Genomic DNA, 17,002 nt, shown 5'->3' with positions numbered 1-17,002 from the left:
GCAAATTTCTCAAAAACACCAGGATTGACAGGGGATTTTAGCTCTTGATTGGTCCACCAAATACATGGGTGCGGAGGAAATACAGATGAACAAAAAAAGTGTACGCGATATCGAATTGACAGGAAAACGGGCTTTTGTCCGTGTAGATTTCAATGTGCCGCTCGAAGATGGTAAAATTACAGATGACAAACGTATTCGTGCAACGCTTCCTACAATCAACTTCTTGATTGAAAAAGGCGCTAAAGTCATTTTGGCAAGCCACATGGGTCGTCCTAACGGCGAAGTGGTTGAATCCTTGCGTTTGACTCCAGCAGCTGAGCGTTTGTCTGAATTGCTTGGTAAAACAGTTGTTAAAGCTGACGATTCTGTTGGTGACGCTGTTAAAGCTCAAATCGCTGAACTGAACAACGGCGACGTATTGTTGCTTGAAAACGTTCGTTTCCATGCAGGCGAAGAGAAAAACGATGCAGCACTCGCAAAACAATTTGCTGAACTGGCTGACGTTTTCGTTAACGATGCGTTTGGCGCGGCTCACAGAGCACACGCTTCGACTGAAGGAATCGCTCACTTGCTTCCAGCAGTGTCCGGTTTGTTGATGGAGAAAGAACTTGAAGTGTTGGGTAAAGCAATCTCCAACCCTGAGCGTCCTTTCACAGCTATCATTGGTGGATCCAAAGTTAAGGACAAAATCGATGTAATCGACAACCTGCTGAACATTGCAGACAACGTGATCATCGGTGGCGGTCTGACTTACACGTTCTTGAAAGCACAAGGACATGAAATTGGACAATCCTTGTTGGATGACTCCAAACTTGATGTTGCTCTCGGTTTCATCGAAAAAGCGAAAAAACTGGGCAAAAACTTCTACCTGCCGGTAGATATCGTAGTGTCTGACGATTTCAGTGCGAAAGCAAACACACAAATCGTTGACATCGACGGCATCCCAGCAGATTGGGAAGGCATCGACATCGGTCCTAAAACACGTGAGATCTATGCTGGCGTTATCAAAAACTCCAAATTGGTTGTGTGGAACGGACCAATGGGCGTATTTGAAATCGAACCATTCTCCCACGGTACTCGTGCAGTAGCGGAAGCTTGCGCTGAGACAGAAGCTTACACTGTAATTGGTGGCGGTGACTCCGCAGCAGCAGCTGAGAAGTTCAAATTGGCTGACAAGATGAACCACATCTCTACAGGTGGCGGTGCATCGCTCGAGTTCATGGAAGGTAAAGTACTTCCAGGCGTAGTGGCATTGAACGACAAGTAAGTTTTAGTAGTCTATAGCATGAAGGAGTTGAAACCCATGAGAACACCGATTATCGCAGGTAACTGGAAAATGTTCAAAACGGTTTCCGAATCCAATGACTTCATTCAGGAAGTTAAAGGAAAAGCGGAAGTTGAAGGCGTGGAGACTGTAATCTGCGCACCGTTTACAAATCTGCCATCCCTGGTAGAAGCCGTTAAAGGCACAAACATCAAAATTGGTGCACAAAATCTTCACTTTGAAGATAACGGTGCATTCACAGGTGAAATCAGCGGTGTAATGCTGAAAGACCTGGGTGTGGATTATGTCATTATTGGTCACTCGGAGCGCCGTCAATATTTTGCGGAAACCGATGAGACTGTTAATAAAAAGTTGCATGCAGCATTCCGTCACGGATTGACTCCAATCTTTTGCCTTGGTGAGACGCTTGAAGAGCGTGAAGCGAACCAAACAAAAGACGTATGCAAAGTGCAAACAGTAGCTGCTTTTGCAGGTCTGTCTGCAGAGCAAGCGGCACAAGTTGTTATCGCTTATGAGCCAATCTGGGCGATTGGTACAGGCAAATCATCCACTTCCCAAGATGCGAATGAAGTTATTGCTTACATCCGTACGCTGGTGAAGGATCTGTACAACGAGACGGTTGCGAGTGCAGTTCGTATTCAATACGGCGGCAGTGTTAAACCGGAGAACGTAACAGAATACCTCGGACAAAGCGACATCGACGGCGCACTTGTTGGCGGTGCCAGCTTGCAGCCGGCTTCGTTCATCGCGCTTGTTGAGGGGGCGAAGTAAGATGACAGCTCCAAAACCTGTAGCACTGATCATCATGGATGGCTTTGGTCTGCGTAACACGGTGGAAGGCAACGCGGTAGCGCAAGCCAAGAAACCGAACTACGACCGTTTCATGAGCCAATTCCCACATACAACACTCACTGCTTGCGGTGAAGCTGTAGGTTTGCCAGAAGGGCAAATGGGGAATTCCGAGGTAGGTCACCTGAACATTGGTGCCGGCCGGATCGTATACCAGGATTTGACCCGTATCTCCAAATCCATTCGTGACGGCGAGTTCTACGACAATGAAACACTTGTCAAAGCTGTTCGCGAAGCGAAACAAAGCGGCAAAAAGCTTCATCTTTACGGTTTGTTGTCCGATGGCGGCGTACATAGTCACATCGACCACCTGTTTGCTATGCTGGATCTGGCCAAAAAAGAAGAAATGAACGATGTATATATTCATGCCTTCATGGATGGCCGTGATGTTATGCCAGACAGTGGTAAAGACTTCATGCAGAAGCTGATCGCTAAGATTGAAGAAGTCGGAGTAGGTAAAATCGCAACGGTTCAAGGTCGCTATTACGCGATGGACCGTGACAAACGTTGGGAACGGGTTGAGAAATCATACCGCGCCATCGTTTATGGAGATGGACCAAAATACACCGACCCACTCAAAGCGGTTGAAGAATCGTATGAGAAGTCCGTATTTGATGAATTCGTTGAACCAACGGTTATCGTCAAAGCGGATGGTGAGCCGGTAGGTTTGGTAGAAAGCGGCGATTCCGTTATCTTCCTCAACTTCCGTCCTGACCGTGCGATCCAGTTGTCGCAAGTATTCACAAACCAGGATTTCCGCGGTTTTGATCGTGGTCCGAAGTTCCCTGTGGGCTTGCACTTTGTATGCTTGACTTTGTTCAGTGAGACGGTTGAAGGTTATGTGGCTTATTCGCCGAAAAACCTCGACAACACCCTGGGTGAAGTTCTGGTACAGAACAATAAAAAACAACTGCGTATTGCAGAAACTGAGAAATACCCGCACGTTACCTTCTTCTTCAGCGGCGGTCGTGATGTGGAGCTTCCGGGCGAAACTCGCGTACTGATAAACTCGCCAAAAGTTGCAACGTATGATCTGCAACCAGAGATGAGCGCGTATGAAGTGGCTGACGCATGTGTTCGCGAGATCGAAGCAGACAAACATGACGCCATCATTCTGAACTTTGCTAACCCTGACATGGTTGGACACTCCGGCATGCTGGAGCCTACCATCAAAGCGGTTGAAGTAACAGATGAGTGCATGGGCCGTGTTGTAGATGCAGTACTTGCCAAAGGCGGCGTTGTACTGATCACTGCGGATCATGGTAACGCGGATATGGTGTTCGATGAGCAAGGACGTCCGTTCACAGCTCATACAACGAACCCGGTTCCATTCATCGTTACGGATGCAAATGTAACCTTGCGTGAAGGCGGAATCCTGGCAGATATCGCGCCAACGATCCTTGACCTGATGCAATTGCCTAAACCTGCTGAGATGACAGGTACATCCGTTATCTCTACCCGTAAATAATATAATTTTAATAGGTTGTCGAATAAGACCTAAGTTACACTTTAACGAAGCGGGCAGAACCGATCTGGAGAAGCGAAGCGCTCGCCTTTATCCCCTAATTCTCACCTTTTATAAAGAGTTCAAAGGTTTGGGGATAACAGCGATCGAAGGACGGTACTGCACGCGGAGTGGCTTGGTGAAACATGTTTGTTCTGAACGTATTAAAATAAAATTTCAAATTTAAAGGAGATTATCACAAATGACTATTATTTCTGACGTGTACGCTCGCGAAGTCCTCGACTCCCGCGGTAACCCTACAGTAGAAGTTGAAGTATACCTGGAGTCCGGCGCAATCGGACGCGCAATCGTTCCATCCGGTGCATCCACTGGTGCCCACGAAGCCGTTGAGCTTCGCGATGGCGACAAATCCCGTTACCTCGGTAAAGGCGTTCTGCAAGCTGTTAAAAACGTAAACGAAACAATCGCTCCAGAAGTTATCGGTATGGATGCATTGGATCAACTGGGTATCGACAAATTGATGATCACTTTGGATGGTACGCCAAACAAAGGTAAACTGGGCGCAAACGCAATCCTGGCTGTATCCATGGCAGTAGCTCGCGCAGCTGCTGACGCTCTGGACCTGCCATTGTACGTCTACCTGGGCGGATTCAACGCTAAAGCATTGCCAGTTCCAATGATGAACATCATCAACGGTGGTGAGCATGCTGACAACAACATCGACGTTCAAGAGTTCATGGTTCTTCCAGTTGGAGCACCAAGCTTCAAAGAAGCTCTTCGCGTAGGCGCAGAGATCTTCCACAACCTGAAATCTGTATTGAGCTCAAAAGGCTTGAACACAGCTGTAGGTGACGAAGGTGGTTTCGCACCAAACCTTGGTTCAAACGAAGAAGCAATCACTACAATCATCGAAGCAATTGAAAAAGCTGGTTACAAACCAGGCGTTGACGTATTCCTGGGTATGGACGTTGCTTCCACTGAGTTCTACAAAGATGGTAAGTACACACTTGCTGGCGAAGGTAAATCTTACACTTCCGCTGAGTATGTTGACCTTCTGGCTTCATGGGTTGAGAAATACCCAATCATCACAATCGAAGACGGTATGTCCGAAGATGACTGGGATGGTTGGAAATTGCTCACTGAGAAATTGGGCGACAAAGTACAACTCGTTGGTGATGACCTGTTCGTAACAAACACTGAGCGTCTGGGCAGAGGTATCGACGAAGGTATCGGTAACTCCATCTTGATCAAAGTTAACCAAATCGGTACATTGACTGAAACATTTGATGCAATCGAAATGGCTAAACGCGCAGGATACACAGCTGTAATCTCCCACCGTTCCGGTGAGTCCGAAGACAGCACAATCGCTGATATCGCTGTTGCAACTAACGCTGGTCAAATCAAAACGGGTGCTCCTTCCCGTACAGACCGTATCGCGAAGTACAACCAATTGCTCCGCATTGAGGATCAACTGGGTGAACTGGCTCAATACAATGGTCTTAAAGGATTCTACAACCTTAAAAAATAAGCTGGATATCCAGCTTTTACAGGCAAGTCGGGTAACCGGCTTGTCTTTTTTATTGCAACGATGTAATGGCATAACGTAAGGATCGAGCAGATGGTGAAATTTAGGGCATTGTATAAACTGTACTACTTGTAGTACAACCATAGCTATGTTACAATTAAAGTAACTGTTTTTATGGTGAGATGTATGCCCACATGGGTAGGAGGTGGAAAGAATGGATATTGCTTTGAAATTGCTGCTCGTTGTTTTCTCGATCGGTCTAATCACTGTAGTATTGCTGCAGCACGGGAAAAGCGCTGGTTTGGCGGGTGCCATCTCCGGTGGTGCGGAACATCTTTTCGGTAAAACGAAAGCGCGCGGATTGGATCTCTTCCTGCAACGTGCAACGGTGGTACTGGGTGCAGGATTTATGATTTTGTCTATTATTGTTACGGTGGTTTCCAAGTAAGACTTGGATCAGCACGGCAATGAATAGCTTTTAAGCTAATGGCTTAATTGATAAACCTTCGTTTCGTGGAGAAACGGGGGTTTTTTAATAAATTCTTACGCGTCCAAACTTTTCCAATGACTAATAGACTCCATGATTTCGGTCTTCTTCTCAACTTCTGTTCAGAATTCCTTCCTTAGCGTGAAACACCCCTATCATGCATGGTATGTCCCTCGCTTATTCGTTACGCGAATTCACTCCTTATAATGAATGTCATGTGTACAGAAAATTTTTCGGGTCTAGTCCTTTTCCAGATGCGTACTGTATATGTGCCGCATAAAATGTCTGTAGAGATATGTGAAAGCGTGATTATAACGGAGCGTCAGGCCACTGTGGTTTTTTTGCGAGGTACGGATGGTCCGGATTGAATTCGTGTATACTAGGGTATGAGATAGTATGGTTGCACTACTACACTCTACACGACAACGGCAATATGTATCATGAAAATGGTAAGAATTCCGATACATAAAGAGATGAGACTTGATTACACTTTTATGTTTCCCGAGGTGAATATATTAATGATAACAGAACAACAATTGCTCGACTTCATGCGGGAGACCGCTTATAAACCCATGACTTATCAGGAGTTGGAACAGCACTTCGCGATCGAAGATGCAGCTGATTTCAAAGCCTTTTTGATTATGCTTAATACGCTGGAGGAATCCGGTAAAGTTTTGCTGACCCGTAACAATCGCTATGGTATGCCAGAGCGCATGGACTTGGTACGTGGACGTTTACAGGCTCACGCCAAAGGGTTCGCTTTCCTCATTCCTGAGGATCGGGAGCACCCGGATGTATACATTCATGCCAATGATATGAAGAGTGCGATGAATGGTGATACGGTATTGGTTAAAGTCACGTCTCAAGGACCTTCTGGCGGTCGCCTTGAAGGTGAGATCGTTCGCATTGTTACTCGTGCTGTGACACAAGTCGTTGGTGTGTTCCAAAGCCATGAGGTGTACGGATTTGTCATTCCGGATGACAAACGGATTAATCGCGATATTTTCATCCCGCGTACCAACTTTGCTGGGGCGGTTGATGGACAGAAGGTCGTAGCAAAGATCGTCAGCTATCCGGAGGGTCGTGCGGCAGCCGAGGGTGAAGTGATCGAGATTCTCGGTCATAAGGATGAGCCGGGTATTGATATTTTGTCCGTCATTCGCAAGCATCAGTTGCCTGAAGCTTTCCCTGATGAGGTGGTAGAAGAGGCGGAGAAAGCACCCGACTCCATCACGGATGAGGAGATCGTACAACAGGGTCGCCGTGATCTGCGCGGACTTAACATTGTCACGATTGATGGCGAAGATGCCAAGGATCTGGATGATGCTGTTAACGTAGAGAAGCTGCCTAACGGTAACTATCGTCTGGGTGTTCATATTGCTGACGTTGGCTATTATGTGCAGGAGAATTCCAAGCTTGATCAGGAAGCTTACAACCGTGGATGCAGTGTGTATCTGGTGGATCGGGTTATTCCGATGTTGCCACAGCGTCTGTCCAACGGGATCTGTAGTTTGAACCCACAGGTAGATCGTCTGACACTGTCTTGTGAGATGGAGTTTAACGACCAGATGAAGGTTGTAAAACATGACATTTTCACAAGTGTAATCAAAACCAAAGAGCGGATGACGTATTCCAACGTCCGTAAAATCCTTGAAGGTGAAGAGCCAGAATTGCTCGAGCGGTATAAGGATCTGGTAGATGATTTCCATCTGATGAAAGAGATTGCTCTGAAGCTGCGTGCTATGCGTATGCGCCGTGGTGCGGTTGACTTTGATTTTGAAGAATCCAAAATCATTGTGGACGCAGAGTGCAAACCGGTAGATATCGTGAAACGGGAACGTTCGATTGCTGAGCAAATTATTGAGGAATTCATGTTGGCAGCGAACGAAACAGTGGCAGAGCATTTCCACTGGTTGAAGGTTCCGTTCATTTATCGTGTGCACGAAGATCCCGATCAGGAAAAACTACAAAATTTCCTCGCCTTTGCGGCGAATTTTGGACACCAGGTCAAAGGACGTGGCAATGCAATTCATCCACGGGCGCTTCAATCGTTGCTTGAGGATATCAAAGAAACGAAAGAACAAACCGTGATTAGTACGATGATGCTCCGTTCCATGAAACAGGCGAAGTATGATTCTGAAATGTCAGGTCACTTTGGCCTCGCGGCAGAATTCTATAGTCACTTCACTTCTCCAATTCGTCGTTATCCCGATCTTGTCATTCATCGGGTGATTCGCGAAGTCATTGAAAATAATGGTGCTTTGCCGGAGAACCGTCAGGAATATTTGGCAGCACGTATGTCCGATATTGCGCAGCAGTCTTCGGAACGTGAACGTGTGGCGGTAGAAGCTGAGCGGGATACGGAGAAAATGAAAAAAGCCGAGTACATGCTCGACAAAGTAGGCGAAGAGTTCGAAGGCATGATCAGCAGTGTGACCAGCTTTGGTATGTTCATTGAACTGGAGAATACGGTTGAAGGTCTTATTCGCCTGAGCGCGCTCACGGACGACTATTACCATTTTGACGATCAGCATATGGCTCTGATTGGTGAACGTACCTCGAAAGTCTTCCGTATCGGTGATGAAGTGAAGATCCGTGTGGCACGTGTAAGCATGGAAGAGTACACGATTGATTTTGAAATGGTGGATATGAAACCTCGCGCTGAACGTCCTGGCGGCTTCGGTGGTGGACGTGGCGGTAAAGGTGGACGTCCTAGTAGCGGCGGCGGACGCGGCGGTGCCAAGGGTGGACCAGGTGGATTCAGCGGTTCACGTGGCGGCAAAGGCAGTTCGACAGGTGCTGGAGCCAGCCGTGGTGGCAGATCAACGGAAGAAAGCAGCAAAGGTGGACGTGGCGGTCGCGGTGGAGCAGCGAGTGCAGGCGCGGGCTCATCTGGTGGCTACGCAGGTAAGGGCGGTGGCAAACCAAAAGGTGAGCGTCGTGCTGGTGATGCTGGTGGATCAACTGGCCGGGGCAAAGGCGCGTTGAGCTTTGGTTTTGGCTCAGGTAAAGGCGGATATAGCTCTACATCGGGTGGATCGGATAGTAGTTCAACCGGTGGACAAGGAAGTGGCCTGAACAGCGGCAGCGGTCGTGGTGAAGGAAGCTTTAAGTCCGGCAAGGGCGGCGGTAAAGGTGGCAAAGGCGGAAGTGGACGCAAAAACACTTCGCCAAGCGGCGTATTTATTGGAGAAAATGCAACTCCTGGTGGCGCTCAGGAAGGTGGAGCACCACGACGCAAGCGGAAGAAGAGCAAAGGTGCAGCTGGTAATGGTACGGCAGCTTTTGTACGGAAAAAGAAAAAATAAAGCTAACGTAACTTGGAGAAATGGATTACAATTCGTTCCTCCAGGTTAAGCGTTGGAGAAAATAGTCACTTCAGCCGGTGTGTTGTTTCGCACAGTCTGAAAGTGGTGTAATGAGGAGGGGCGGCAGAGGTCGCCTCTTTCTTGATTTTAACAGCCGTACTTGCTACAATTAAGGTCTGGCACGTGGTACCTTGGTGCAACATTGGGTGCTGCTATAGAGCATGGTACCGGCTTATTTTACGGAGAAGGAGTGAGGACATGGGCAAGAATGATGGACAGAGTAAAGTGCTTGCACAGAATAAAAAGGCTTCCCATGACTACTTCATTGAAGATACGTATGAAGCGGGCATGGTGCTTACCGGAACGGAGATCAAATCTCTTCGTAACGGCCGTGCGAATATTGGAGATGCATTTGCCACGATTCGAAACGGTGAGATTCATATTCACAATATGCATATTAGTCCTTTTGAACAAGGGAACCGAAATAATCCGCTCGATCCGACACGTACGCGCAAGTTGCTAATGCATAAAGTGCAGATCCACAAGCTGCTCGGGCTGTCGAAACAGGATGGGTACAGCATTGTGCCGTTGAAAATCTATATCCGCAATGGTTACGCAAAGCTTTTGCTTGGCCTGGGTAAAGGTAAGAAGCAGTATGATAAACGGGAGACTGCAGCCAAGCGCGATGCTCAACGTGATATCCAACGGGTACTGCGCGAGAAGCAGAAGGTTGCACGTTAAGTGGAGCGATGTGCGTGAAAAGCCTTACTTTAGGTGTATATGTTAGTTTTTGTGATGGAGCTAGGAAGATTGATGTATGAGTTAAGGAGTCTCAAGGTTTGCCCTGCAATGGGCAAGATTGAGGCTTTTTTATTATTAGTAGAAAGGGGATGTGATGTGAATAGCTGAAGTGTGCAGTGGGCTGATTTTTATTGATGTGTGACTAAGAAAACTGCTAGGAGCATGGAGCTTAGTGCGGTGATGAATCTAAATTATCAGCTGTTGCGTAGTTTGCCTGGAACGTGGGTAAAATACTTAGGTGTCCTTGTACATGATCCGATCTGGTAAACTTTACTTCCGATTGGTGACGCGGTATAATATGTAGACGATTGAGCCTGTTATATTGGATAACCTTGTATCTGTGCTCAGCCAGCTGGAATGTCTTCCAGCAATCTGTACTATTTCGGTGATGTGTCCTGTGTTATGATTACTCATGTAGCAGACAGGAATGCCGAGTTTGAAAGAAGCATCTTTTTACCTTGGAGGAAAAAGATGTGCAGCACCTTTGCTCCGTATTCACGGATTAATCCTGGAGCCCTTCTTCATTGAGGGGGCGTTTATGGATTCGACGGGGATAGTTCGAGCATGGGTAGCGGGTAGTGGGGACGCGTCCGCTTTATCAACGCTAAAGCCTATTAAACGGCAAACAACAAACAAACTACGCTTTCGCAGCCTAAGAAACTGTGTGCGTGCTTCTACCCTGCATCGCCCATGTGACAGGGATAGGGGCTAACTAGTAGTGGGATACGCTGTCACATCTCCGCCTGGGGTGTGCTGAAGAAGACAATCAGGCTGACCCAACGTATAGCCGGTTACGGGGCGATACTCGGGTGACATCAAAACTGTGACTACACCCGTAGAAGCTTATGTGCCGTTATCTTCGGACAGGGGTTCGACTCCCCTCGCCTCCATTAGAGTCAAAAGCCATCAACCAGTGTTCTGGTTGGTGGTTTTTAATTTATACTCAATTAATAGTTGGGGGGACTCAAGATGATTAAAAATCGAGAACATAAATCTTATAAAAGCTATAAAATTAAACACTAGCCAATGATTTTTTGAACTGATAAAATTATAAAACGCTAGATTTAAATTGAAAATGAAATGAGATGATTTTAATGGCGATCAAGCATGGAATATGGAGAGTTGCCGATGATGGGGTTAGAGAAGTAAAGAATGTTACTTTAAATCTAGAAATCGAACTTGAGAAAATTATTCAATCCAATCCAGCTATACTGGATGAAAATTGGCTGATTATTGGAAGACAAGTCATGACCGAATTTAATACATACATTGATTTATTAGCAATTGATAATAGCGGCTCAATAATTATCATTGAATTAAAAAAACATAAAACAAGTCGAGAAGTTGTTGCACAGGGACTAGATTATGCATCGTGGATTAAAGGCTTGTCTGCAAGTCAAATCTCCGCAATATATGAGGCATATATAGCTAGATACTCTCTAAAACAAAACAGTTTAGAGGACGAATTTTACGCAAAATTCAAGGTTAAACTAGAAGAAGAAAGTATTAATCACTCCCATCAGATCGTTATTGTAGCGGCTGAATTGGATTCAAGCACAGAAAGAATTGTGGAGTACTTGAGTGACTCTCTTATACCGATAAATGTCATCTTTTTCACTGTATTTGAAGAGGAGGCTACTAAATATATAAGCCGTGCATGGATGATTGATCCGCAAGAGACATTAGATAATGCATCTATTGTAGTTAAAGATAAGGAACCTTGGAACGGAGAGTATTATGTTTCTTTTGGTGATGGATTGAGTCGAAGTTGGTCAGATGCTTTAAAATATGGATTTATCTCAGGGGGAGGCGGAGAGTGGTACTCACGTACACTTAATCAGTTATCTATTGGCGACCGAGTTTGGGTTAATATTCCTGGTGTTGGTTATGTTGGTGTTGGTAAAGTTACGGATACAGCCAAAAAAGCAGATGAAGTTTTCTTTGAAGAAAATGGAGTTGAACAGAATATATATCAACTTAGCAATAATGCCGCTTACTTTAAAGAATTCTTATGTGACGATGATCGTGCCGAGTTCATTGTAAAAGTGGCATGGGTTAAAGCTCTGCCTGCGAATGTAGCTATATCGGAAATTGGTTTTTTTGGAAACCAAAACACCGTTTGTAAGCCGCGTGCATCTAAATGGATTCATACCATTAATCGCTTAAAAGGCATTTGGGAGATACAATAATCTCTTTAAATATTCTAGCCTGAATAGCCCATGTGACAGGGATAGGGGCTAACAAGTAGTGGGATACACTGTCACATCTACTCCTGGAGTGGGCTGGAGAAGACAATCAGGCTATTTCAATGTATAGCGGATTACGGGGCGATACTTGGGTGACATCAAAACTGTGACTACACTCATAGAAGCTTATGTGCCGTTATCTTCGGACAGGGGTTCGACTCCCCTCGCCCAAGATGGAACTTAATGAGTATGTACTATGTTGAAGGCGTTTAGGTAACTCCAAGCGAAAAAAATCAGGTAGCTGGAACATCAATAGATGTCAGCAATCTGATTTTTTTTTGTAACATACATAATTAGATTTTTCTTTTTCAGAGGTAGTTATGAACGTTAATTTTATGGATTACAAGTATGAAAATTTTTTATTTGAGTTAAGTCTATATCGAAAAGTTACCCATTAGTATTAATTAGTTCGTCTCAAAGATAACTAAGGTTCCATGGGACCATCAATATGAAATGAATTTTCATGACACTCATTACTCTGAGGATTTTCAACATTCTTAAGTTGTCTCGTCTCGCTATGCACGGAGCATGTGGATTCGGAATGATTAAAGCTGATGATCTATTGTCGGGGCAGCCACGGACAGTTAAGGAATCCGGTTTGCTGGCATGTTATCCAATCAGAACAACGGCTTTGGAGGCGGATATATGTTATCTGATTACGAACGTAAAATGTTGAGGATCTTGTTTAATTAAGTAGCGGGCGCAGACGATTTCCGACACTTTATGAATTGACCATTAAGACCGGAAGGAACAAGGCAGACATCATGGCAGCGTTTGATGGTCTAATCGCAGGGAATTACATAACGTGGAAAAACAAATCGGATACGGCTAATATTTTTATTCTGGTGGGATGGGAGAGGGAGTCTGAGCTTCCTAAACTTCCGCAAACCAAAGATACCCACAAAGACAATTATGGAATATTGGACTAAATATTGAGAGATTTAAAGACAAGCAGTAATACTGGTCTATTCTATAGTTAAGGAATATAGTCTAAAATTCAGAAAAATAACTTCAAACTAGAAACTTTGACTATATAAAGTAATAAATATTTACACACTCTTTTTTTACATACTTTACCTTTTTAGGGGTGTGGTGATACTATAATTATCGGATTACATATTTACAATTTTTGTATTGCTGGCCAGCATACAGAACAAAAAACAAAAGGAGAGAAAAAATAATGAAAAAATTTAAATTTTCTTTGGCTTTGCTTTTATCATTTGCTCTGATTTTTTCTAGCATGAGCAGTTTTGCGTTAGCGGCAAGTACAGACCATAACAATGTTTCAGAGAATGAAAATAATAGAGAACTGATGGTCACAGAAGAAACCAAAAAGGAAACACTTGAGATAATTGAGAGAGCTTCTAATTTTCAACAAAATAATACCGATGGAGAAATTCGTCCACAGAATGTTGTCAGCATCATAATGTATCTGGCAAGGATTGCATATGGAGCAACTAAAACATATGCAAAAGTGACTGAAAACCATGTAGAGGATGCAATTAAAGATTATTTTGATTTATCTGCACTTACAACACAATATACGAACATAAAGGAACTATGGTTAATAGGTTCAAATAAGAAAGTTACCATAGAGTTCGGTACTCAAAGTAGAGGTTTCGAGCACATTATGTCAAAACACCATCCTAAATATTGGACTGGGCTAGGCTACCGGGAGTACAATTCATTTTTTAATGACACTACTTCAATGCAAGATATAGTGGACATAATCGCAGTAGTAATTAATTATAGTGATGAAAATAAACAAAAAATTCTTAACAATTATAGCAATAATGTAGCAGTTGACGGATACTACAGTGGTAAGCTTTATAGAGTAGTGGTGGATGGAAACCTGAAGGTAGTTACAGCCTACCCTTACGGTTGGAACGTAGCTGAAAGTCGATAAAAGTAAAGAAAGTTAGTGAAGCTATATGAAGTTGGCTTCGCTAACTATTTACTTTAAGGAGTGAAATAGCTTGATTCATTTTAAAACTTTAGTACAACTATCTGACAAAAATATTGAATTGAACGATTTAAATCAAGATACCTATAATAATTACTTCTCCAAGGCGAAATTAGACTATTACAATATTTGCATACTTTTGAATGAGAAAATTGTTGCTGAAAAATCAGGGTTTGAGATCTGGAATTCATACACTAATGCAGCTTCAAAATACATTAATTCAAAAAAGGTGTCAGTCCCTTTTGGAGTAGAGCCTATGGTTTTGAATTTTACTGAATTGGAGCCAGGCGTCATTGAAGTATGCCTTCAATACGAAGAAATTCTAGGAGGGGAAAGTATTTTTTTATTTAATTGTGAGGAGAAAAGTTTCATCTTTGGGCTTACAGAGTCTGCTATAAATTTCTCTCGGACAATGGAGAGCCTAGAAGATAACTATGATAGTCACCTTATCGAATCGAATTGTGCTTATATAGAATCAAACTATAATCTATTCAATTAAGGAGAATGTAAGTATGAAAAGAGCATCTTTATCAATTCTTCTGTGTATTCTAGTAATGTTAACAACTGTCCATAATGCTAGTGCCTCAAGCGATCTAAATATCCATTCAGATCCGAAATTTTACTTAGAGGATTATTTAAATGCCGTTAAAGACAAGAATTTAGATAGGATGATGGATCTCACTCATGATTATAGATTTTCTAATTTGGATGATAAAAAGGATTTGTATCAAAGATCGTTATCCTCTGATCGGGAGGGGATTACTGACTATGAGATAACTGACAGTGAACAAATAAAGAATGAGGCAACTAAATTCTCTGTTAGAATATATTTTGAGAATGGGGCAATATCAGAAGCTCCGTTTGTGGTTGATAATATTGAAGGGGAAATGAGGGTAGTAATAGAAAGCCCGCACACAATCAATGATGATATTTTAGAGATTCAAAAGGCTCCAGATAATGACGAGTTAGAGAGTTCAGTAGTGCCTCAAAATAATACTGATACTATTACTATTCAAGCCACAAGATGTACATGGAATTTTTCAGGTCGTGTAGATGGGAGAAGTTTTGATTCAATATGTTCATTTGATATTAACACAACAGATAGTGAAGTTGTTATAAACTATCGGCAATGGAATGATAATGGTTTAGGAATTGATAACACGGTAAGATATGAAATCAGAAACAATACATGGTTGGGTTCTGAGCAATGGGGTTACACAGATGCATGGGGGCAAAATAAAGATAAAGGAAAACAGCTCACCATACATGGTAAGACAACAAAAGTCGAGGATGCCTATATGAGATTCACTGTAAACGAAGTTGATGATAAAGTAGTTACATATGCCGGTTTCGGTGAATTATACGATTAAACAAAAGCGGAGAGATCGTCAAGGTCTCTTCGTTTGTTTTTGTCATACATTGTGTCTTCATATAATTTTAAGTACTAAATTGGGTTCGATCCCCTCGCCTCCATTAGAGTCATAAACCATCAACCAGCGTCCTGGTTGGTGGTTTTTCTGTTTATGCTATAATCTTTGTAAAATAAGCTGATGCAGGCCCGATATACTCTGTAATCTCCCAAAGGAGGCAGAAAAGCATGAGCGAAACGCACCAACAGATCCGCGAGTTTGTTGCAGGGGTACAAGCATATGTCTCGCCAGTAAATGTGATTAATCCTTGGAGAGATTATGTGATGGGTTATGATATCGGCCCCGAAGCGGTGGAGATTCGTTCGGAACATTTGGTCAGGTATTTGGAACCACGAATGTCCAAGGCTCGGTACATTTTTATTGCTGAAGCCGTGGGATATCAAGGGGCGAGGTTCTCTGGCGTACCCCTGACGTCCGAGCGAATGGTTACCGGGAATCACTCGCTGGTGAATCACCAGATGATTTTTTCAGGCGAGCCGGGTATCCGAACAAGTCTGCCCAATATCGCCAAACCTAACCGGAGTCAGGCACTGTATGGTTTCGCAGAACCGACAGCATCCATCATATGGGGTGAAGTGTTATTCAGTTCAAGGTGGAAACCAACGGACTTTATATTCTGGAACATTTATCCCTTTCATCCTCATCAATCTGCTGAAAACAGGATGACGAATCGAACGCCGACTTTGGCAGAGTTGGAGGAAGGTGTTTTATTCGCCAGACAGCTTATGCAACTGAATCCCGATGCTCAGATCGTGGCTATTGGCAGAAAGTCAGCAGACACGTTAAGCTCACATCTCATTAAACATCACCATGTTCCTCATCCTGCAAATGGAAGGGCAGTACAATTCCAAAAAGCAGTAAGGTCAATTATCTAGCCCATTTTGAACTGGAGGAATGTGAGGCTGACATATGTATTCTTATTGTTCAAGTGTCCTACACATAACGTAGTGCCCCATCATATAAAGATTGGTTGGTGAAGCTAAATGAGTGAAAAATACTGGCTTGTGGTGCAATATCCGCTGAAGAGCGCGCAGGGCAGCAAACGAGATCATTGGTTGAAGGAAAAGGTGATGGAATATCTGGAAACCGTTCTGACCCAGGCGGAGTTGGGAGAGGTGGATGGATGTGATATGGGTAGCCGTGTGGCTGATCCAAAGGAATATGTAATGAATATTTTCTGTGTGGTCACGGACGAGGATCGGAGCATAGCGCTGATTAAAAAAGTGCTGAGAGAGAGTCGGTTGGATTATACCCGCATCCAAATCGCTACGCTGCCATATGGCAAAGAAGGAAGCTACACGCTGAAATATGCCTCCAAAAAAGGCGTTACCGAATTCTCGCTTTGATCACGATTCGCTGTTTCTTACCATAAACGAACTCTGTACTTGTCCTGCCCGAGGGCAGTTTGCCCCCGACATTTTCCCCACTTAAATTCATCATACGAGAAGACCATAATTGGACTTCCCAGCCTTAACCACTCGATCAACACTCTGTAAGTAGTAAGATTATGCCCGTAGATATTGTAATCTTGCTCAAAAGTATGCGCATATCAAGGTAGACGTTTATCATCGTTTTTGTGTAATCAGACCCTCCGCCTCTCCCTCGCCTCACTCTCCATCCGGCACAAACCACAACTTATTATC

The 17,002-nt window shown here is 43.9% G+C and carries 14 protein-coding genes and 1 other RNA gene; all 15 read left to right on the top strand.

Annotated elements, in window-relative coordinates; all coding sequences use genetic code 11:
• Positions 1-85: 85 nt before the first annotated feature.
• The 15 genes from QF041_RS19780 (at position 86) to QF041_RS19710 (ending at position 16,705) form a co-directional block, all read left to right on the top strand.
• Positions 86-1,267: a phosphoglycerate kinase gene (locus QF041_RS19780; protein WP_307415416.1), complete on the top strand. Its 1,182-nt coding sequence runs from the start codon at positions 86-88 to the stop codon at positions 1,265-1,267.
• 36 nt (positions 1,268-1,303) lie between these two features.
• Positions 1,304-2,056 carry a triose-phosphate isomerase gene (gene tpiA / locus QF041_RS19775; RefSeq protein ID WP_076216888.1) on the top strand — a complete coding sequence of 251 codons (753 nt, stop codon included), beginning with the start codon at positions 1,304-1,306 and terminating at the stop codon, positions 2,054-2,056.
• A 1-nt stretch (position 2,057) separates the two neighbouring features.
• A complete protein-coding gene (gpmI, locus tag QF041_RS19770; RefSeq protein WP_221822440.1) occupies positions 2,058-3,602 on the top strand; it encodes a 2,3-bisphosphoglycerate-independent phosphoglycerate mutase in 1,545 nt (514 codons plus the stop codon).
• 238 nt (positions 3,603-3,840) lie between these two features.
• Entirely contained in the window at positions 3,841-5,127 is a 1,287-nt protein-coding gene (gene eno / locus QF041_RS19765) for a phosphopyruvate hydratase (RefSeq protein WP_062837741.1), read from the top strand.
• A gap of 211 nt (positions 5,128-5,338) precedes the next feature.
• On the top strand, positions 5,339-5,572 hold the full coding sequence (gene secG / locus QF041_RS19760) for a preprotein translocase subunit SecG (RefSeq protein ID WP_062837740.1): 234 nt from the start codon (positions 5,339-5,341) through the stop codon (positions 5,570-5,572).
• A gap of 557 nt (positions 5,573-6,129) precedes the next feature.
• A complete protein-coding gene (gene rnr / locus QF041_RS19755) occupies positions 6,130-8,919 on the top strand; it encodes a ribonuclease R (RefSeq protein WP_307415415.1) in 2,790 nt (929 codons plus the stop codon).
• Positions 8,920-9,177: 258 nt separating this feature from the next.
• Complete coding sequence (smpB, locus tag QF041_RS19750) at positions 9,178-9,660, top strand: SsrA-binding protein SmpB (RefSeq protein WP_036674736.1); 483 nt, start codon at positions 9,178-9,180, stop codon at positions 9,658-9,660.
• Positions 9,661-10,248: 588 nt separating this feature from the next.
• Positions 10,249-10,613, top strand: a transfer-messenger RNA (tmRNA) gene (gene ssrA, locus QF041_RS19745).
• 201 nt (positions 10,614-10,814) lie between these two features.
• Positions 10,815-11,909, top strand: coding sequence for an endonuclease NucS domain-containing protein (locus tag QF041_RS19740; RefSeq protein ID WP_307415414.1), 1,095 nt, complete (start codon positions 10,815-10,817; stop codon positions 11,907-11,909).
• Positions 11,910-12,730: 821 nt separating this feature from the next.
• Complete coding sequence (locus QF041_RS19735) at positions 12,731-12,895, top strand: hypothetical protein (protein WP_307415413.1); 165 nt, start codon at positions 12,731-12,733, stop codon at positions 12,893-12,895.
• Between the two features lie 251 nt (positions 12,896-13,146).
• Positions 13,147-13,872, top strand: coding sequence for a hypothetical protein (locus QF041_RS19730; RefSeq protein ID WP_307415412.1), 726 nt, complete (start codon positions 13,147-13,149; stop codon positions 13,870-13,872).
• 70 nt (positions 13,873-13,942) lie between these two features.
• The gene (locus tag QF041_RS19725) at positions 13,943-14,428 is read left to right on the top strand and encodes a hypothetical protein (RefSeq protein ID WP_307415410.1); all 486 of its coding nucleotides are present in this window, start codon (positions 13,943-13,945) and stop codon (positions 14,426-14,428) included.
• A gap of 13 nt (positions 14,429-14,441) precedes the next feature.
• A complete protein-coding gene (locus QF041_RS19720) occupies positions 14,442-15,299 on the top strand; it encodes a hypothetical protein (RefSeq protein ID WP_307415409.1) in 858 nt (285 codons plus the stop codon).
• Positions 15,300-15,526: 227 nt separating this feature from the next.
• Complete coding sequence (locus QF041_RS19715) at positions 15,527-16,234, top strand: uracil-DNA glycosylase (protein WP_307415408.1); 708 nt, start codon at positions 15,527-15,529, stop codon at positions 16,232-16,234.
• A gap of 108 nt (positions 16,235-16,342) precedes the next feature.
• Entirely contained in the window at positions 16,343-16,705 is a 363-nt protein-coding gene (locus tag QF041_RS19710; RefSeq protein WP_307415407.1) for a hypothetical protein, read from the top strand.
• The last annotated feature ends 297 nt before the right edge of the window (positions 16,706-17,002 follow it).

Source organism: Paenibacillus sp. W2I17, assembly GCF_030815985.1.
GTDB lineage: Bacteria > Bacillota > Bacilli > Paenibacillales > Paenibacillaceae > Paenibacillus.
This window is presented reverse-complemented; position numbering and strand designations above follow the sequence as displayed.

What these genes read in the sequence shown, in the direction of transcription:
- QF041_RS19720 (WP_307415409.1), top strand. Translation starts at nt 14,442, where the DNA reads ATGAAAAGAGCATCTTTATCAATTCTTCTGTGTATTCTAGTAATGTTA.
- tpiA (WP_076216888.1), top strand. Translation starts at nt 1,304, where the DNA reads ATGAGAACACCGATTATCGCAGGTAACTGGAAAATGTTCAAAACGGTT.
- QF041_RS19780 (WP_307415416.1), top strand. Translation starts at nt 86, where the DNA reads ATGAACAAAAAAAGTGTACGCGATATCGAATTGACAGGAAAACGGGCT.
- QF041_RS19730 (WP_307415412.1), top strand. Translation starts at nt 13,147, where the DNA reads ATGAAAAAATTTAAATTTTCTTTGGCTTTGCTTTTATCATTTGCTCTG.
- smpB (WP_036674736.1), top strand. Translation starts at nt 9,178, where the DNA reads ATGGGCAAGAATGATGGACAGAGTAAAGTGCTTGCACAGAATAAAAAG.
- QF041_RS19735 (WP_307415413.1), top strand. Translation starts at nt 12,731, where the DNA reads ATGGCAGCGTTTGATGGTCTAATCGCAGGGAATTACATAACGTGGAAA.
- secG (WP_062837740.1), top strand. Translation starts at nt 5,339, where the DNA reads ATGGATATTGCTTTGAAATTGCTGCTCGTTGTTTTCTCGATCGGTCTA.
- eno (WP_062837741.1), top strand. Translation starts at nt 3,841, where the DNA reads ATGACTATTATTTCTGACGTGTACGCTCGCGAAGTCCTCGACTCCCGC.
- gpmI (WP_221822440.1), top strand. Translation starts at nt 2,058, where the DNA reads ATGACAGCTCCAAAACCTGTAGCACTGATCATCATGGATGGCTTTGGT.
- QF041_RS19710 (WP_307415407.1), top strand. Translation starts at nt 16,343, where the DNA reads ATGAGTGAAAAATACTGGCTTGTGGTGCAATATCCGCTGAAGAGCGCG.
- rnr (WP_307415415.1), top strand. Translation starts at nt 6,130, where the DNA reads ATGATAACAGAACAACAATTGCTCGACTTCATGCGGGAGACCGCTTAT.
- QF041_RS19715 (WP_307415408.1), top strand. Translation starts at nt 15,527, where the DNA reads ATGAGCGAAACGCACCAACAGATCCGCGAGTTTGTTGCAGGGGTACAA.
- QF041_RS19740 (WP_307415414.1), top strand. Translation starts at nt 10,815, where the DNA reads ATGGCGATCAAGCATGGAATATGGAGAGTTGCCGATGATGGGGTTAGA.